Source organism: Paenibacillus sp. MT124 (assembly GCF_058792755.1).
Map to the genome: position 1 here is coordinate 5,695,808 of NZ_CM179500.1, position 16,557 is coordinate 5,712,364.

Below are 16,557 nucleotides of genomic sequence, written 5' to 3' on the forward strand. Positions count from 1 at the left end.
GCCTTGCCAGTCGGGACGCGGGATTTTTGTTCTTGCTTCAAGCATATACCCTTTATTATACCATTCTATGATGGCCATCCCACAGTGGGAATGTGTACACAAAATGTATATCTAAGGTGCTAAACCAGTTCCTTTTGCACCACGTCTGCGATCTGGGATACAAACTGCTCCAGTTCATCTTTATCTGGTCCTTCCGCCATAACACGAATCAGAGATTCTGTACCGGACGCACGAACAAGAACACGTCCATTATCACCAAGCTGTTGTTCTACAGTAGCAATAGCCTGCTCGATTGCAGCATTACCTTCGTATTTGCTCTTGTCTTCCACACGGACGTTGACCAGAACCTGTGGGTACTGAGTCATTAGTGATTTCAGATCACTCAGCTTCTTGCCCGATGCCTTGAGGGTATCCACGAGCTGAATAGCTGTCAGCATGCCATCTCCGGTCGTATTGTAATCCAGGAAAATAACATGGCCGGACTGCTCACCACCCAGATTATACCCACCGCGGCGCATCTCCTCCATCACATAGCGGTCGCCCACAGCCGTTTTAGCTGTTTTCAGTGCAAGCTTCTCCGTAGCTTTATAAAATCCGATATTACTCATGACGGTGGATACCACTGTACTGTCTTTTAGCTTGCCCGCACGATTCATCGCATCACCACAGATGCACAGAATGAAGTCTCCATCGACCTCTGCGCCCGTTTCATCAATGGCAATCAGACGATCCGCATCTCCATCAAAAGCAAGACCCAGATCCGCTTTATGTTTAAGCACTTCTTGTTTCAGATGCTCCGGGTGTGTGGAACCACATTGCTCATTGATATTCAGGCCGTTGGGCTCAGCACCAATCGCAATGACTTCCGCCCCAAGCTCTGTAAACAGTTTAGGTGCCAACTCATATGCTGCTCCGTTGGCACAATCGAGTACAATTTTAAGTCCAGAGAACGACTCAGTTACGGTTGTTTTCAGGTATTCGAGATAACTGTAGCGTGATTGCTCATCTACCGTTACGGTCCCCAATCCGCCGCCAACAGGACGTGGCAATTGATCCGTTTCAGCATCCATCAGTTCTTCAATCCGATTCTCCGTCTCGTCAGATAATTTGAAACCGTCCCCGCCAAAAAACTTGATTCCGTTATCTTCTACCGGATTATGGGAAGCCGAAATCATGACTCCTGCGTCGGCTTTAAGCAAACGAGTAATATAGGCCACTCCCGGAGTGGATACAACGCCCAGACGGATGACATCTGCACCGATGGACAATAGACCTGCAACCAGCGCAGATTCCAGCATCAGTCCCGAGATCCGGGTATCCATCCCGATAACCACTTTGGGTCTCTCTACGCCGCCAGCAAGCACGTAACCGCCACATCGACCGATGCTGTAAGCCAGCTCCGCCGTTAATTCTTTATTGGCAACACCTCTTACACCGTCTGTACCAAAATATTTCCCCATGATCTAACTCCTTTTATTCGCATCATATAAGAGCATCAAATATTTATTTTATCAAATCAATCTGAATCATTACGGATTTGAGCCATTGGTACCGCCGCTACCGCTGCTGTTACCCGAGTTCCCTTTATTCGTTGCATTACCTTGCTGGGTTTGCTGCTCCTGATTGTCCGTATTCGATTCTGTCGTTTCCCCTTCATCAGGTGCAGGATCCGTTTCCCCGTTCTCCACTTCTGCAGGCGAAGGCTCCGGGCCGGCATTGCCTTCATCCGTGGGCTCTTCGCTTGGGGGAACCGTCGTGTCCTCTGCTTTTTCACTGATCTTGACTGTAGCGCTCAATGGAGTAGAGTTACCATCCAGCTCAGCAAATCGGGGCAATTCAGCATCCAGCTTCACATCATGTGTCCCGGCGGTAAGCCCCTGAAGATCTGCCGTCAGCTTGATATCCTCTCCACTCAGACCTTCGAGCATACTCGGAGAACCCTTCAGTGTAAGATTTACACCGCCGCTCTTTGGCGTGACCAGTGCAGCTTCCAAACCGTTCCCCACACCCGTAATGGTTATGGGGACATTGGGAAAGACCTTTGTTGTCTCCTCTGTCTCATCATAAGGTGACACAGTAACCTTGATCTGAATCGAACTAGGCTCGATTTTCTCAAAACCCGGAGGCGGCGTCAAGTCCACGTTAACTGTCGATGTACCTGCCTCTTCAAATTGTGTCAGATCCAAGGTAACTTGGTCGTAGGCCTGTATACCCGCAAGCGCCTCATCCGTACCGTAAACCGAGACTTCTTTCACGTTTGGTTCCACACTGGACAGTACCAATCCCTCCGGCAGCTGTCCTGAATATTTGATTCTTAAGGGTACTGATTTATAGGGCTGATTAACCGGAATGCGAACTTCAACGGTCTGTGGCGTAATGACTGCATTTTCAATTACTTTGCCTTCTGCATCATATGCCTGCAGTTTCACCCTTTTCTGCGTCACATCATCCTTTGCATCCTTCACACTCACACTGCCCTGTACCTTCGCTACAGCATCCAACTGCCCTTCCGGCAGAGTTACCTTAACCGGGCCTGTTGGCTCAACGACAGGCGTCCCAAGGCTGTAACCAGCGGATGGATCTCCTTCGGGTACAATATTCACATTGAAGGATTTGGTGCCCAATTTTTCAACATTGACTGTAACCATGGAAGGCTCCATGCTAACCACCTCGACACCAGAAGGCAGATCGGGAACGAGCGGCAGCGTATTGGAGCCATCTTTGACCTGGCTCAGGTCAACGAGTACCTTATAATCATCATTTGTAAATATGGAAGTTAACATGGAACGCTGTCCTTTGATCTCCAGTCGTACCTCGTCCGTACTTAATGAAGTGAGCACATACGAGTTGCTGTCAAGGCCATAAGGCTGAACGGGTACGGTACGCTCTACCACCTTGTTGGTTGTTCCAGTAGCAATCGTTGGCGTGGTAGGAACTTCATCCAGATGAATCATAAACCAGAGCAGCAAACTGACTGCAAGCGCAAGGATCTTGGCAAAGTTATTATTGTTGAACCATTTATCCATTACTTCGTTCCCCCCTTCCGTTTCCAGAAAGAAGTCCAGTTATTCTTCTTGTTTAGATTGGATGTTGGACGAAGCTCTTCATATAACTTGGCAATCAGCGACTCTTCCTTAATGTCACGAACGACCTGTCCATTCATCGCCAGCGATACTTGTCCAGTCTCCTCCGAGACAACCAGACAGATCGCATCAGCTACCTCCGTAATACCAATTGCGGCACGGTGGCGTGTTCCAAGTTCCTTGCTAATAAACGGATTCTCGGATAAAGGCAAATAACATGCCGCTGCAGAGATCTGTTTGCCTTGGATAATAACAGCCCCATCATGGAGCGGTGTATTCGGGATAAAGATATTGATCATCAGCTCCGAGCTAACCAACGATTGCATCTGAATCCCGGATTCCGTGTAATCGTTCAAACCCGTTTCCCGTTCGAAGACAACAAGCGCACCAATTTTACGACGAGACAAATAATTGACAGACTTAATAATCTCGCCAATTAACACCGTTAATTCTTCATCGCTGGCTGCTGTGGAGCGTCCGAACAATTTACCACGTCCCAGCTGCTCCAGACCGCGGCGCAGTTCCGGTTGAAATATAATAAAGACGGCTACTACACCAAATGTAAACATTTGGTTCATGAGCCATTTGAGTGTATACAGGTTTAGCCACGTGCTTAGTGCCCAGATCACCACAAGGAACAGAATGCCCTTGAGCAACTGTACTGCACGTGTACCCCGTACAAGCAAAATCAGTTTGTACATAATATAGGTAACAATCAATATATCGATAACGTCCTTAATGGACTCTTTCCACGTTAAGTCAGCAAAATAGTTCATAAGCTAGCCCCCGCTATCCCCATTGATGAGTAAACCCTGATCTCATATTAACCCATTAGGATTTTATATAATCCCTGGTCTTAGCTTTTGCACATCCCACACAGACAAGCTTCCGGCCGTATTAGTTGGAGGGAAAGAGTGTTCCCCCGTAACAACAATGTATAGACGAATATAACCAGTTCATTCTATATCTTGCCGCTTGGAAGACCGCCCTTGGATAGATGCAAAATGCTTTTCTATATGTAGTAGTATGTTCTCTTTAGTATCTAGGTTATAACGATAACGTTCAGGTTGCAAGTTACGGTGGTCACAAACTGCGCAGAAACAACACAAATACCATAAATTACAATCTCACCAATAAAAAAAGAGTACCCCATGCAAACTGGAGGTACCCTGCTTGGTATATACCATTGAAGAATTCACCCTGTGCTAGCGGTAAGCCACTTCATTCACCATATTGGTTATTTTGTACCAGAACCAGTCCAGCGCCTGATCAATGCTTTTCACCTGACCGGAAATATGCGCCGTCGAAGCTTGATACAGTTGTCCGTCGATCACCGTCAGATTGCCATCTACATCACCATATACCTGGGCGGTACCATTCTCTATCGTAAGATCGCCCGCAATTGACTTGCCTTGAGGAACAATTACCGTGTTTCCTTCAATGACGATCTGGTCCAGATTATTCCCCTTAACGACCATTTCGTTATTCTGATCCCAGAAGCTCCAAGCGCTAAAGAGCATCACGACCAAAAAGAAGGCTGCCGCCGTCAGCGCGGGATGTCCTTTGACCCATTTGAGCCATACCTGTTGTCTCTTGGGCTGGGGCAGAGCATTCATAATACGATTGGTCAGCTCATCCGAGGCAGACGGTGAATAATGTTTCATGGCAAAGAGCAGCATTTCCGTCTGTTCCAACTCTTTAAAGCGCATGCGACACTCCGGACAGGTAACAAGGTGACCTTTCAGTTCTACCTTCTGGGCCGGGGACAACGACTCATCCAAACATTCATGCATTAAAGAGACGGCCGAGTTGCAATCCATATGAGAGCCAATCCTTTCTTAGATCACTTAGTCCATGCATCTTCAAATACCACGCATAAGACTTGCATACATTACATACGCATCCGTTTCAGATATGTTTCAAATAATTTCGCCTAAAAAAATTGAAATCGATTTACAGCTTATATTCCAGTTTTTTACGCAAAAAGTCACGGCCCCTGTGCACACGTGTTTTGATCGTTGTTACGGGCATGCCTGTGACATCACTGATTTCCTGCAGCGACAAGTCCTGTAAATATCTCAAAATCATGACGGACTTATACTTGGCCGGCAGACTGTCAATTGCCTCACGAATGAGCGTCTGTGTTTCTGACAATAGTGCTTCGCTCTCTGGTGTACGATCATCACTGGGAAGCATGGCATAACCATCGGATCCTTCCTGATCATTCAACTCGGCATCCAAAGAGTAAGATGGTTTCTTCCTCCGTAAACGGTCGATACACAAGTTGGTTGCAATCCGGTAGATCCAGGTTGAAAACTTCTGGTTCGGATCATATTTCTCCATATTACGAAACACACGCAAAAACGTCTCCTGTACAACGTCTTCAGCTTCATGACGATTGTTCAGCATCCGGTATGCCAAATGAAATAGTTTGTCTTTGTATAGTTCTACGATTTCTGCAAAGGCCCGCTGATCACCCTTTAGGACCAGCTTAACCAGCCTGTTCTCCAAATTGTCCACCTTTATTCCCCCAGACATGCTGATGGGTCTTCCGCCTTCTGATACCCGTCCACACTTGTAATTCACCAATCAAATCGTAAATCAACTTTGGTCAAAAATCAAGACTGTGCCGGAAAATATCCACCAAAAACAGTAAAAACGGGAACTCCTACTGGAGTCCCGTTTCATCTCTCACACAATACTGCGGAGAGAACCGTGCATTTTAATGTCCAATTCCATTAACTATTCACTACATGAATCATATGGGCCAGGTAATGCATCAGCCTGTATTGCGAAGTCCTGCAGCAATACCGTTAATCGTCAGCAGCACTTCACGCAGCAACTCGGTATCATCTTCCCCGCGCTCACGCATGTCTCTCAGCTCGCTAAGCAGCTGCACCTGCATATAGGACAATGGATCAACGTAAGGATTACGCAAACGAATCGATTCCTGAATTACCGGTACATCATCCAAAATCTCTTCTTCTCCGGTAATTTTCAGAATCAGCTCTTTTGTCAGTTTGAATTCAGACTCAATCTGACCATAGATACGATCACGGGCTTCCTTGTTGGAGGCCATTGCGGAATATTCTTTGGCAATTACAAGATCTGCCTTGGCAATAGCCATCTGTACCGTATCAATAAGTGTACGGAAGAATGGGAAGTTCGCATACATGTCTTTGAGGACAGCCAAATTTTCCTCTTTATTCTGGTAATAGCTTTGCAATCCTGTTCCAGCTGCATACCATGCAGGGAGAAGATAGCGGCTTTGAGTCCAGGCAAATACCCATGGAATTGCTCTCAGGTCTTCGAATTTATCACTGTTTTTCCGTTTGGATGGTCTTGAACCAATGTTGAGCTCTCCGACCTCCGGCAGCGGTGTTGATTCCTTGAAGAATTTGAAGAAGTCCGGATCACGAAAGATCAAATCTTGATACTTCGTGAGAGATACCTCGGAAATATCCTTGATGATGCTATCCCAGTGTTGTTCAGAGACTGATTCTTGCGGCTCCATTCCGTTCAGTGCAGCTGTGAGCAATGCCGATGTCGCTTGCTCCAGACTGCGGTAAGCAATACCTTGAAGGGAATAACGGGATGAAATGACTTCGCCCTGCTCGGTAATCTTGATACCCCCACCAATGGTATGAGGTGGTTGTGCAAGAATACTGCGGTTAAGCGGCATACCTCCACGTCCCAATGCACCGCCACGACCATGGAAAAACTTCAGCTTGACGCCATGCTTATTACCCACAGCAGTAATGGCGTTCATGGCTACCCGAAGCTCCCAGTTAGCCGTTACCACTCCGCCATCCTTGTTGCTGTCTGAATAACCAAGCATGATTTCATGCAGCTCATTCCGGGCAGCTACGCTTGCGCGGTATACCGGAAGATTGAAGAGCTTTTGCATGATGTCAGAAGCTGCATGAAGGTCATCAATCGTTTCAAACAGCGGCACAGCCTGAAGTGTCGAAATAATCTCTCCACCCTGCCCTTTACGGAACAATCCTACTTCCTTGGCAAATACCATGACTTCCAGCAGATCACTTGCTCCCTGCGTCATACTGATCAGATAACTTGTTATACATCCTGTACCAAACTCGCTCTGTGCACGTTTGATTGTACGGAATACATCCAGACATTCTTTTGTTCCCTCACTGTACTGGTGATATGGAGAAGTCAATGGACGTGGATCCTCGAGCAGGCGGGCCAGCAAATCAATTTTACCGTCCTCTGTCAGACGAGCATAATCTTCAACAATGTTCATCTTGGCCAAAATTTCAGCCATCGCATTCTCATGTTCCTGACTATGCTGACGAACATCCAGCGCAGCCGTGTGGAATCCGAAAAGCTCCACTTGGCGAATCATTTTGCGAACCGTCGTATCCGCTACATAATCTGCAAAATGATGGCGCAGGCTGCGGTCAATAATCATCAGATCATCGATCAATTCCTGAGCGCTGTCATAACGGTCCGGCTGTCCGACTTTATTTTCATCAAGTACATTATTCATTTTGGCAATCATGTATGCCAGTTTGATCCGATAAGGTTCTTTCTCATTGCGCCAAATGTCTACTTTTCTCAAAGTGACACAGCTGCGGTCCTGCTCAATGGATTGAGCCAATTCATCCGACACGTGGATGATGTTCGTACTGAAGCTGAGATGCCCCATGAGCTCAATCATAATCCGCTGATATTCACGCAATGCGAGCTTGCGCTGCATTAACAGCGTCTGCCACGTTACATCTGAAGTTACCGAAGGATTTCCGTCCCGGTCTCCACCGATCCAGGAACCGAAGCGCAAATACGTCGGCACATGCCAGTCGTGGTCAGGATAAAATTTATTCAGACAGCGTTCAAGCTCCTGATATACATCCGGAAGTACGTGGAACAACGTTTCGTGAAAATAATACATCCCGTTCCGTACTTCATCGAGTACAGTCGGTTTGCGGTCACGAAGTTCATCTGTTTGCCAGAGTGTAATAACTTCGTTCAGCAGCTTTTCCCGCAATTGTTCACGTTCACGCAACGTCAGCGTAGGATTATCAAGCAGCATGACATCTTCAGATATCCGTTTGTGGATATCCAGAATAACCCGGCGCATAGCCTCGGTTGGGTGAGCTGTCATAACCAGTTCCAGCGACAATTCGTCCAGAATCTGCTCTACTTCGGTATGAGACAAACCGCGTTCCTTCAGATCCTGTACGGCCTTCTCGATCGAACCAGGCTGTACTGCATCCCCTGCAGATCGTTCATAATCCCGTTTACGCCGGATCCGATGGTTTTGTTCAGCAATATTAACTAATTGAAAATAAATTGCAAAAGCTCGAATGACCTGGTGACGATTTTCAGAATCTAATTCCTGGATCATCGTTTTGAACTCTGTATACAGTTCAGGCAAAAATTCTGCACGCAACGATTTGCTCGTTTCCCGAATTTTCTCAACGATATCGAGAAGCTCCGTGCCCCCTTGATGGACAAGAACTTCTCCGAGTATATTGCCCAGGAACCGCACGTCTCGCCGGAGCAGGTTGTTAGATTGGCTTTTGCTGGCGGTTACCATAGTTTCAGTCATGCTTATCCTCCCATCTGATCGTTCACATTCGTACACGTAAATTTGACACCTTCATAACATCATACAATAAAATGGTACGAAAATCTTTATTTTTCTATTAGTAAAAAAGGGGATTATCCCCGATTTTCCGCACAAAAACGCACTTTATTATTCATTTTCTTAATTTGCTTCATTTAATGAGCAAAAGCTTGTCGCATGATACCTTTTTCACATGCTATATATAAACAAATATATTATACATATTCGTTTTAATTTATAAATATACAGCAGCGTTAAATTTACTCAAACAGAAGAGCATAATATCATTTCCATGATTTAAGCAGTTCAATCTCCATGCAAAAACATGACCGGCAAAGCAAGCTTTTGTATACTTTACCACAGTGATGTAATAAATTAAAGTATCAATTTAAAAATTATTATCATTTGCTACCTCCCCTTATGGAAACGACAAGTTGGAGGCTTTAAGCGAAGATGATTTGTGATGTAACCAAGCCAGAATTGATGCCTGATTATGTGCTTCAATGCGTTTCAATGATCAGAATAGTTTCTTTAAGCTGTTTAAAATGATTCTTCAATAAAGTTCATTCAGGATTTCGAAAGGTTTGAGGGTAAATCGAATTCTTGGCTAACTAATATTAGTGGCTTTTTATGTAACATGATCACTTATGCCAGAGGGATATTTTAACGTAAGAACAATTACATAAATTCATTTAGTAAAAGGCAGATTAGATATAGTTCAAACAAAAAGGAGGCGACATCTGATGAAGAAAAAGGTATCTACACTTATTGCTTCTACACTTCTAGTGGCAGCATTGGCTGGTCCTGCCGCGGCGAATGGTTCTGCAACCCAAGGTATGGATCAAAACCGTGGTACACAAATGAACAGCACAAACTACAACACGGGTGACTACCGTACGAACAATGTTCGTGCAAATGCTGCAACTGACCGAGACAATGATATGGACTGGGGCTGGCTCGGTTTGCTCGGACTTCTTGGCTTAGCAGGTATGCGTAGAAAAGTTTCTGACCGTCACGAACGTTAATAGCTATCCGAAGGTCCCTAAACGCAACTAAAGTGTTTAGAAGCCCTTTAAGGCTGTCTCGTTGGATGTATTAAGTGATGCACAGAGCATAACACAAGAAGTCAAGACCTTCTACACATGGAGGCCTTGGCTTCTTTTTACGTTTTTTATATTTCCCTAAACGTTGCCGTATAGAAAAAACAGTCTCTACATGATGTAGAGACTGCTCTTAAAATCATATAAGCGGGTGATGGGAATCGAACCCACGCTATTAGCTTGGAAGGCTAAAGTTCTACCATTGAACTACACCCGCGTAATCATAAAATCGGGATGACACGATTTGAACATGCGACCCCCTGGTCCCAAACCAGGTGCTCTACCAAGCTGAGCTACATCCCGATATTGATGAAAAAATGGCGCGCCCTGAGAGATTCGAACTCCCGGCCTTTTGATTCGTAGTCAAACGCTCTATCCAGCTGAGCTAAGGGCGCATATATATTGGAGCGGACGACGGGAATCGAACCCGCGACCCTCGCCTTGGCAAGGCGATGCTCTACCGCTGAGCCACGTCCGCTTATAAAGGATGCGCGTGGAGGGACTTGAACCCCCACGTCAAAGACGCTAGATCCTAAGTCTAGTGCGTCTGCCAATTCCGCCACACGCGCATATAACAAGTGAGCCATGAAGGGCTCGAACCTTCGACACCCTGATTAAAAGTCAGGTGCTCTACCAACTGAGCTAATGGCTCTTAATAAATGGCTGGGGATATAGGATTTGAACCTATGCATGACGGAGTCAAAGTCCGTTGCCTTACCGCTTGGCTAATCCCCAATAATCAAGATGGTGGAGGCTGAGGGGCTCGAACCCCCGACCCTCTGCTTGTAAGGCAGATGCTCTCCCAGCTGAGCTAAGCCTCCATCCTATGACCCGTAGGGGATTCGAACCCCTGTTACCTCCGTGAAAGGGAGGTGTCTTAACCCCTTGACCAACGGGCCCCATTTCCAAAGCTCTCAACCGGGATCGAACCGGTGACCTCATCCTTACCATGGATGCACTCTACCTACTGAGCTATGAGAGCAAATGGCTCCCCGAACAGGACTCGAACCTGTGACAACTCGATTAACAGTCGAGTGCTCTACCAACTGAGCTATCAGGGAATAATATGCATTTGCAGGGCAAATGCAATTCATCGTACAACGCTAACATGCAGAGCCTGTTTTCTATGTATGATGAAAGAGTTCGCTTGGCAGCGTCCTACTCTCCCAGGACCCTTCGGTCCAAGTACCATCGGCGCTAGAGGGCTTAACGGTCGTGTTCGGGATGGGTACGTGTGGAACCCCTCCGCCATCGCCACCAAACGTGATTTGTCGAAGCATGTGCTTCTTAAAATCAAAAGTGGAACTGAAAATCATACACACACTAGAGTGTTGTACCAATTTTCATTTCAGAGATTATTCTCTGAAAACTAGATCCGAAACGAAACTTGCGATCAGAACCTGCAATTTGGATAAGCCCTCGACCGATTAGTACTGGTCAGCTCCATGCATTACTGCACTTCCACCCCCAGCCTATCTACCTCGTCGTCTTCAAGGGGTCTTACATACTGGGAAATCTCATCTTGAGGGGGGCTTCACGCTTAGATGCTTTCAGCGCTTATCCCGTCCGTACATAGCTACCCAGCGGTGCTCCTGGCGGAACAACTGGTACACCAGCGGTACGTCCATCCCGGTCCTCTCGTACTAAGGACAGCTCCTCTCAAATTTCCTACGCCCACGACAGATAGGGACCGAACTGTCTCACGACGTTCTGAACCCAGCTCGCGTACCGCTTTAATGGGCGAACAGCCCAACCCTTGGGACCTACTTCAGCCCCAGGATGCGATGAGCCGACATCGAGGTGCCAAACCTCCCCGTCGATGTGGACTCTTGGGGGAGATAAGCCTGTTATCCCCAGGGTAGCTTTTATCCGTTGAGCGATGGCCCTTCCATGCGGTACCACCGGATCACTAAGCCCGACTTTCGTCCCTGCTCGACTTGTAGGTCTCGCAGTCAAGCTCCCTTATGCCTTTGCACTCTTCGAATGATTTCCAACCATTCTGAGGGAACCTTTGGGCGCCTCCGTTACTCTTTAGGAGGCGACCGCCCCAGTCAAACTGCCCACCTGACACTGTCCCCGTACCCGCTAAGGGCACCAGGTTAGAACCTAGATACGATCAGGGTGGTATCCCAACGGTGCCTCCACACAAGCTGGCGCTCATGCTTCAAAGGCTCCCACCTATCCTGTACAGATCGTACCCAAATTCAATATCAAGCTGCAGTAAAGCTCCATGGGGTCTTTCCGTCTTGTCGCGGGTAACCTGCATCTTCACAGGTATTAAAATTTCACCGGATCTCTCGTTGAGACAGCGCCCAAGTCGTTACGCCATTCGTGCGGGTCAGAATTTACCTGACAAGGAATTTCGCTACCTTAGGACCGTTATAGTTACGGCCGCCGTTTACTGGGGCTTCGGTTCACAGCTTCGGGATTACTCCCTAACCGCTCCCCTTAACCTTCCAGCACCGGGCAGGCGTCAGCCCGTATACTTCGCCTTACGGCTTCGCACAGACCTGTGTTTTTGCTAAACAGTCGCTTGGGCCTTTTCACTGCGGCCCCCTCGTGCTATTCACACTACCGGGGCACCCCTTCTCCCGAAGTTACGGGGTCATTTTGCCGAGTTCCTTAACGAGAGTTCTTCCGCGCGCCTTAGAATTCTCTTCTCGCCTACCTGTGTCGGTTTGCGGTACGGGCACCTTCATCTGGCTAGAGGCTTTTCTTGGCAGTGTGAGATCATGACCTTCGCTACTGTAATTTTCACTCCCCATCACAGCTCAGCCTTACGATGTGCGGATTTGCCTACACATCAGCCTTACTGCTTGGACAGGCATCCATCAGCCTGCGTCACTACCCTACTGCGTCCCCCCATCGCTCGTAACGATTTACGGTGGTACAGGAATTTCGACCTGTTGTCCTTCGACTACGCCTTTCGGCCTCGCCTTAGGTCCCGACTTACCCTGAGCGGACGAGCCTTCCTCAGGAACCCTTAGGCTTTCGGCGGATCAGATTCTCACTGATCTTTTCGTTACTCATACCGGCATTCTCACTTGTATAATGTCCAGCGCTCCTTACGGTACACCTTCAACCCTTATACAACGCTCCCCTACCCCTGATGCAAGCATCAAGCCATAGCTTCGGTGGTGTGTTTAGCCCCGTTACATTTTCGGCGCAGAGTCACTCGACCAGTGAGCTATTACGCACTCTTTCAATGGTGGCTGCTTCTAAGCCAACATCCTGGTTGTCTGTGCAACTCCACATCCTTTCCCACTTAACACACACTTGGGGACCTTAGCTGATGGTCTGGGCTGTTTCCCTTTTGACAATGGATCTTAGCACTCACTGTCTGACTCCCGGAAGTAAGTCTATGGCATTCGGAGTTTGACTGAGCTTGGTAACCCTTGCGGGCCCCGCACCCAATCAGTGCTCTACCTCCACGACTCTGTTTTCCGAGGCTAGCCCTAAAGCTATTTCGGGGAGAACCAGCTATCTCCGAGTTCGATTGGAATTTCTCCGCTACCCCCACCTCATCCCCGCACTTTTCAACGTGCGTGGGTTCGGGCCTCCAGTGCGTGTTACCGCACCTTCACCCTGGACAGGGGTAGATCACCCGGTTTCGGGTCTACGTCCACGTACTATGTCGCCCTATTCAGACTCGCTTTCGCTGCGGCTCCGGCTCTTCACCTTAACCTTGCACGGGAACGTAACTCGCCGGTTCATTCTACAAAAGGCACGCCATCACCCCTAAAATGGGCTCTGACTTCTTGTAAGCACACGGTTTCAGGTTCTATTTCACTCCCCTTCCGGGGTGCTTTTCACCTTTCCCTCACGGTACTGCTTCACTATCGGTCGCTAGGAAGTATTTAGCCTTGGCAGATGGTCCTGCCGGATTCATACGGGGTTTCACGTGCCCCGCACTACTCGGGATCCGTCTCGGAGGGAACAGACTTTCAATTACAGGGCTTTTACCTTCTTTGGCGGGCCTTTCCAGACCTCTTCGTTTAACCGGTTCCTTTGTAACTCCATGTGAGACGTCCCACAACCCCAGAGAGCAAGCTCTCTGGTTTGGGCTGTTCCGCGTTCGCTCGCCGCTACTGACGGAATCACTATTGTTTTCTCTTCCTCAAGGTACTTAGATGTTTCAGTTCCCCTGGTATGCCTCTACACAACCTATGTATTCAGTTGTGAGTAACTGGATATTACCCCAGCTGGGTTTCCCCATTCGGACATCCCCGGATCAAAGCTTGCTTACAGCTCCCCGAGGCAGTATCGTTGTTCGCCACGTCCTTCATCGGCTCCTAGCGCCTAGGCATCCTCCGTGTGCTCTTAGTAGCTTAACCAATTGCTCAAGTTGAGCAATGCAGTATCACTATTATTTGAAACTTGTTTGTACACAAGTTCAGCTAAAAGGAATGTTCTAATTCGCAATTTTCGTTTCGATATCTAGTTTTCAAAGAACAAGCTTGAAATCTTGTTGGTGGAGCCAAGCGGGATCGAACCGCTGACCTCCTGCTTGCAAGGCAGGCGCTCTCCCAGCTGAGCTATGGCCCCATATCAAATTATGAAAGTGTAAATGGTGGGCCCTGGTGGACTCGAACCACCGACCTCACCCTTATCAGAGGTGCGCTCTAACCAACTGAGCTAAGGGCCCGTATATTAATATTGAAACCCAATAGGGTTTACGCTTGGCGGCGTTCTACTCTCCCAGGACCCTGCGGTCCAAGTACCATCGACGCTGAAGGGCTTAACGGTCGTGTTCGGGATGGGAACGTGTGGAACCCCTTCGCTATCGCCACCAAACGTTTGAGAGTTTGAGCTCTCAAAACTGAGCAACGAGTGAGTTAAAAGCTTTACGAAGTAAAGCTCGCTTCGGAAGCATGCTTCCTGAAGACTTTTTGAATGTTTCCGCTACGGGAAACGATTCTCCATAGAAAGGAGGTGATCCAGCCGCACCTTCCGATACGGCTACCTTGTTACGACTTCACCCCAATCATCTATCCCACCTTCGGCGGCTGGCTCCTTGCGGTTACCCCACCGACTTCGGGTGTTATAAACTCTCGTGGTGTGACGGGCGGTGTGTACAAGACCCGGGAACGTATTCACCGCGGCATGCTGATCCGCGATTACTAGCAATTCCGACTTCATGCAGGCGAGTTGCAGCCTGCAATCCGAACTGAGACCGGCTTTTTAGGATTCGTTCCACCTCGCGGCTTCACTGCCCGTTGTACCGGCCATTGTAGTACGTGTGTAGCCCAGGTCATAAGGGGCATGATGATTTGACGTCATCCCCACCTTCCTCCGGTTTGTCACCGGCAGTCACCTTAGAGTGCCCATCCGAAATGCTGGCAACTAAGATCAAGGGTTGCGCTCGTTGCGGGACTTAACCCAACATCTCACGACACGAGCTGACGACAACCATGCACCACCTGTCTCCTCTGTCCCGAAGGAAAGCCCTATCTCTAGGACGGTCAGAGGGATGTCAAGACCTGGTAAGGTTCTTCGCGTTGCTTCGAATTAAACCACATACTCCACTGCTTGTGCGGGTCCCCGTCAATTCCTTTGAGTTTCAGTCTTGCGACCGTACTCCCCAGGCGGAATGCTTAATGTGTTAACTTCGGCACCAAGGGTATCGAAACCCCTAACACCTAGCATTCATCGTTTACGGCGTGGACTACCAGGGTATCTAATCCTGTTTGCTCCCCACGCTTTCGCGCCTCAGCGTCAGTTACAGCCCAGAGAGTCGCCTTCGCCACTGGTGTTCCTCCACATCTCTACGCATTTCACCGCTACACGTGGAATTCCACTCTCCTCTTCTGCACTCAAGTCACCCAGTTTCCAGTGCGATCCGGGGTTGAGCCCCGGGATTAAACACCAGACTTAAATGACCGCCTGCGCGCGCTTTACGCCCAATAATTCCGGACAACGCTTGCCCCCTACGTATTACCGCGGCTGCTGGCACGTAGTTAGCCGGGGCTTTCTTCTCAGGTACCGTCACTCCTTGAGCAGTTACTCTCAAGGACGTTCTTCCCTGGCAACAGAGCTTTACGATCCGAAAACCTTCATCACTCACGCGGCATTGCTCCGTCAGGCTTTCGCCCATTGCGGAAGATTCCCTACTGCTGCCTCCCGTAGGAGTCTGGGCCGTGTCTCAGTCCCAGTGTGGCCGATCACCCTCTCAGGTCGGCTACGCATCGTCGCCTTGGTGAGCCGTTACCTCACCAACTAGCTAATGCGCCGCAGGCCCATCCTCAAGTGACAGATTGCTCCGTCTTTCCAGCTTCCTTCAGGCGAAGAAAGCACATATTCGGTATTAGCTACCGTTTCCGGTAGTTGTCCCAAGCTTGAGGGCAGGTTGCCTACGTGTTACTCACCCGTCCGCCGCTAACCATCAGAGAAGCAAGCTTCTCATCAAGTCCGCTCGACTTGCATGTATTAGGCATGCCGCCAGCGTTCGTCCTGAGCCAGGATCAAACTCTCCAATAAAGTATTGAAAAGAGCGATTAGCTCATTTTGAATCTGACGAGATTAAAAATCTCATTTTGCTTCGAAATCATACAGTCAGATGACTTGTACCGATTTCTCAGCTTTTCGATCTTGCAAGCAAGATCGTTACTCACTCGTTGTTCAGTTTTCAAAGATCAAACATTCAATTTATCGCTGTTTTTCATGTTGTCGTCGTTTTCAGCGGCGACTTTTATAATATATCATGTTCAGTTCCACTTTGCAAGTACTTTTTTTCAGAAATGTTATTCGTTCCTTTTGCTGCAGGTACTTGTTTTGGTGGTTTGTC

At 48.2% G+C, this 16,557-nt stretch carries 7 protein-coding genes, 13 tRNA genes and 4 rRNA genes; 1 reads left to right on the forward strand and 23 read right to left on the reverse strand.

Annotation, left to right across the window (positions count from 1 at the left end):
• Positions 1 to 119 precede the first annotated feature (119 nt).
• The 6 genes from glmM to ppc all read right to left on the reverse strand — a co-directional run bounded on the left by glmM (position 120) and on the right by ppc (position 8,655).
• Positions 120 to 1,460: a phosphoglucosamine mutase gene (gene glmM, locus AC3RCI_RS25770; protein WP_492472875.1), complete on the reverse strand. Its 1,341-nt coding sequence runs from the start codon at positions 1,458 to 1,460 to the stop codon at positions 120 to 122.
• A gap of 69 nt (positions 1,461 to 1,529) precedes the next feature.
• A complete protein-coding gene (locus AC3RCI_RS25775) occupies positions 1,530 to 3,026 on the reverse strand; it encodes a CdaR family protein (RefSeq protein WP_492526928.1) in 1,497 nt (498 codons plus the stop codon).
• Entirely contained in the window at positions 3,026 to 3,859 is an 834-nt protein-coding gene (gene cdaA, locus AC3RCI_RS25780) for a diadenylate cyclase CdaA (RefSeq protein ID WP_095292238.1), read from the reverse strand. The genes AC3RCI_RS25775 and cdaA overlap by 1 nt, the downstream gene beginning before the upstream one ends.
• Positions 3,860 to 4,288: 429 nt before the next feature.
• Entirely contained in the window at positions 4,289 to 4,903 is a 615-nt protein-coding gene (locus AC3RCI_RS25785) for a zf-HC2 domain-containing protein (protein ID WP_095361676.1), read from the reverse strand.
• 133 nt (positions 4,904 to 5,036) lie between these two features.
• Positions 5,037 to 5,603, reverse strand: coding sequence for an RNA polymerase sigma factor SigW (gene sigW, locus AC3RCI_RS25790; RefSeq protein ID WP_017692117.1), 567 nt, complete (start codon positions 5,601 to 5,603; stop codon positions 5,037 to 5,039).
• A gap of 259 nt (positions 5,604 to 5,862) precedes the next feature.
• Complete coding sequence (ppc, locus tag AC3RCI_RS25795) at positions 5,863 to 8,655, reverse strand: phosphoenolpyruvate carboxylase (RefSeq protein ID WP_492526930.1); 2,793 nt, start codon at positions 8,653 to 8,655, stop codon at positions 5,863 to 5,865.
• A 761-nt stretch (positions 8,656 to 9,416) separates the two neighbouring features.
• Here ppc and AC3RCI_RS25800 point away from each other — a divergent pair.
• Positions 9,417 to 9,698, forward strand: a complete 282-nt coding sequence (locus AC3RCI_RS25800; RefSeq protein ID WP_095361674.1) for a WGxxGxxG family protein — start codon at positions 9,417 to 9,419, stop codon at positions 9,696 to 9,698.
• A gap of 221 nt (positions 9,699 to 9,919) precedes the next feature.
• Here the strand turns inward: AC3RCI_RS25800 and AC3RCI_RS25805 are convergent.
• The 17 genes from AC3RCI_RS25805 to AC3RCI_RS25885 all read right to left on the reverse strand — a co-directional run bounded on the left by AC3RCI_RS25805 (position 9,920) and on the right by AC3RCI_RS25885 (position 16,250).
• Positions 9,920 to 9,990: transfer RNA gene (locus AC3RCI_RS25805), tRNA-Gly, on the reverse strand.
• 12 nt (positions 9,991 to 10,002) lie between these two features.
• A tRNA-Pro gene (locus AC3RCI_RS25810) sits at positions 10,003 to 10,076 on the reverse strand.
• Between the two features lie 15 nt (positions 10,077 to 10,091).
• A tRNA-Arg gene (locus AC3RCI_RS25815) sits at positions 10,092 to 10,168 on the reverse strand.
• Positions 10,169 to 10,176: 8 nt separating this feature from the next.
• A tRNA-Gly gene (locus AC3RCI_RS25820) sits at positions 10,177 to 10,251 on the reverse strand.
• Positions 10,252 to 10,261: 10 nt separating this feature from the next.
• A tRNA-Leu gene (locus AC3RCI_RS25825) sits at positions 10,262 to 10,342 on the reverse strand.
• 10 nt (positions 10,343 to 10,352) lie between these two features.
• A tRNA-Lys gene (locus tag AC3RCI_RS25830) sits at positions 10,353 to 10,425 on the reverse strand.
• Positions 10,426 to 10,433: 8 nt separating this feature from the next.
• Positions 10,434 to 10,508 (reverse strand) — tRNA-Gln (locus AC3RCI_RS25835).
• A gap of 10 nt (positions 10,509 to 10,518) precedes the next feature.
• Positions 10,519 to 10,594, reverse strand: a tRNA-Val gene (locus AC3RCI_RS25840).
• Between the two features lie 6 nt (positions 10,595 to 10,600).
• A tRNA-Glu gene (locus AC3RCI_RS25845) sits at positions 10,601 to 10,672 on the reverse strand.
• 10 nt (positions 10,673 to 10,682) lie between these two features.
• Positions 10,683 to 10,755: transfer RNA gene (locus AC3RCI_RS25850), tRNA-Thr, on the reverse strand.
• Between the two features lie 3 nt (positions 10,756 to 10,758).
• Positions 10,759 to 10,834 (reverse strand) — tRNA-Asn (locus AC3RCI_RS25855).
• Between the two features lie 84 nt (positions 10,835 to 10,918).
• A 5S ribosomal RNA gene (gene rrf / locus AC3RCI_RS25860) occupies positions 10,919 to 11,035 on the reverse strand.
• Positions 11,036 to 11,180: 145 nt separating this feature from the next.
• A 23S ribosomal RNA gene (locus AC3RCI_RS25865) occupies positions 11,181 to 14,107 on the reverse strand.
• Between the two features lie 135 nt (positions 14,108 to 14,242).
• A tRNA-Ala gene (locus tag AC3RCI_RS25870) sits at positions 14,243 to 14,318 on the reverse strand.
• Between the two features lie 23 nt (positions 14,319 to 14,341).
• Positions 14,342 to 14,418, reverse strand: a tRNA-Ile gene (locus AC3RCI_RS25875).
• 32 nt (positions 14,419 to 14,450) lie between these two features.
• A 5S ribosomal RNA gene (gene rrf, locus AC3RCI_RS25880) occupies positions 14,451 to 14,567 on the reverse strand.
• A gap of 131 nt (positions 14,568 to 14,698) precedes the next feature.
• Positions 14,699 to 16,250 (reverse strand): 16S ribosomal RNA (locus tag AC3RCI_RS25885).
• The 16S, 23S and 5S rRNA genes sit together here with 13 tRNA genes alongside, the layout of an rRNA operon.
• Positions 16,251 to 16,557: the final 307 nt, after the last annotated feature.

Coding starts and splice junctions, on each gene's coding strand:
- AC3RCI_RS25785 (WP_095361676.1), bottom strand. CDS start 4,903: ATGGATTGCAACTCGGCCGTCTCTTTAATGCATGAATGTTTGGATGAG.
- AC3RCI_RS25800 (WP_095361674.1), top strand. CDS start 9,417: ATGAAGAAAAAGGTATCTACACTTATTGCTTCTACACTTCTAGTGGCA.
- ppc (WP_492526930.1), bottom strand. CDS start 8,655: ATGACTGAAACTATGGTAACCGCCAGCAAAAGCCAATCTAACAACCTG.
- AC3RCI_RS25775 (WP_492526928.1), bottom strand. CDS start 3,026: ATGGATAAATGGTTCAACAATAATAACTTTGCCAAGATCCTTGCGCTT.
- cdaA (WP_095292238.1), bottom strand. CDS start 3,859: ATGAACTATTTTGCTGACTTAACGTGGAAAGAGTCCATTAAGGACGTT.
- glmM (WP_492472875.1), bottom strand. CDS start 1,460: ATGGGGAAATATTTTGGTACAGACGGTGTAAGAGGTGTTGCCAATAAA.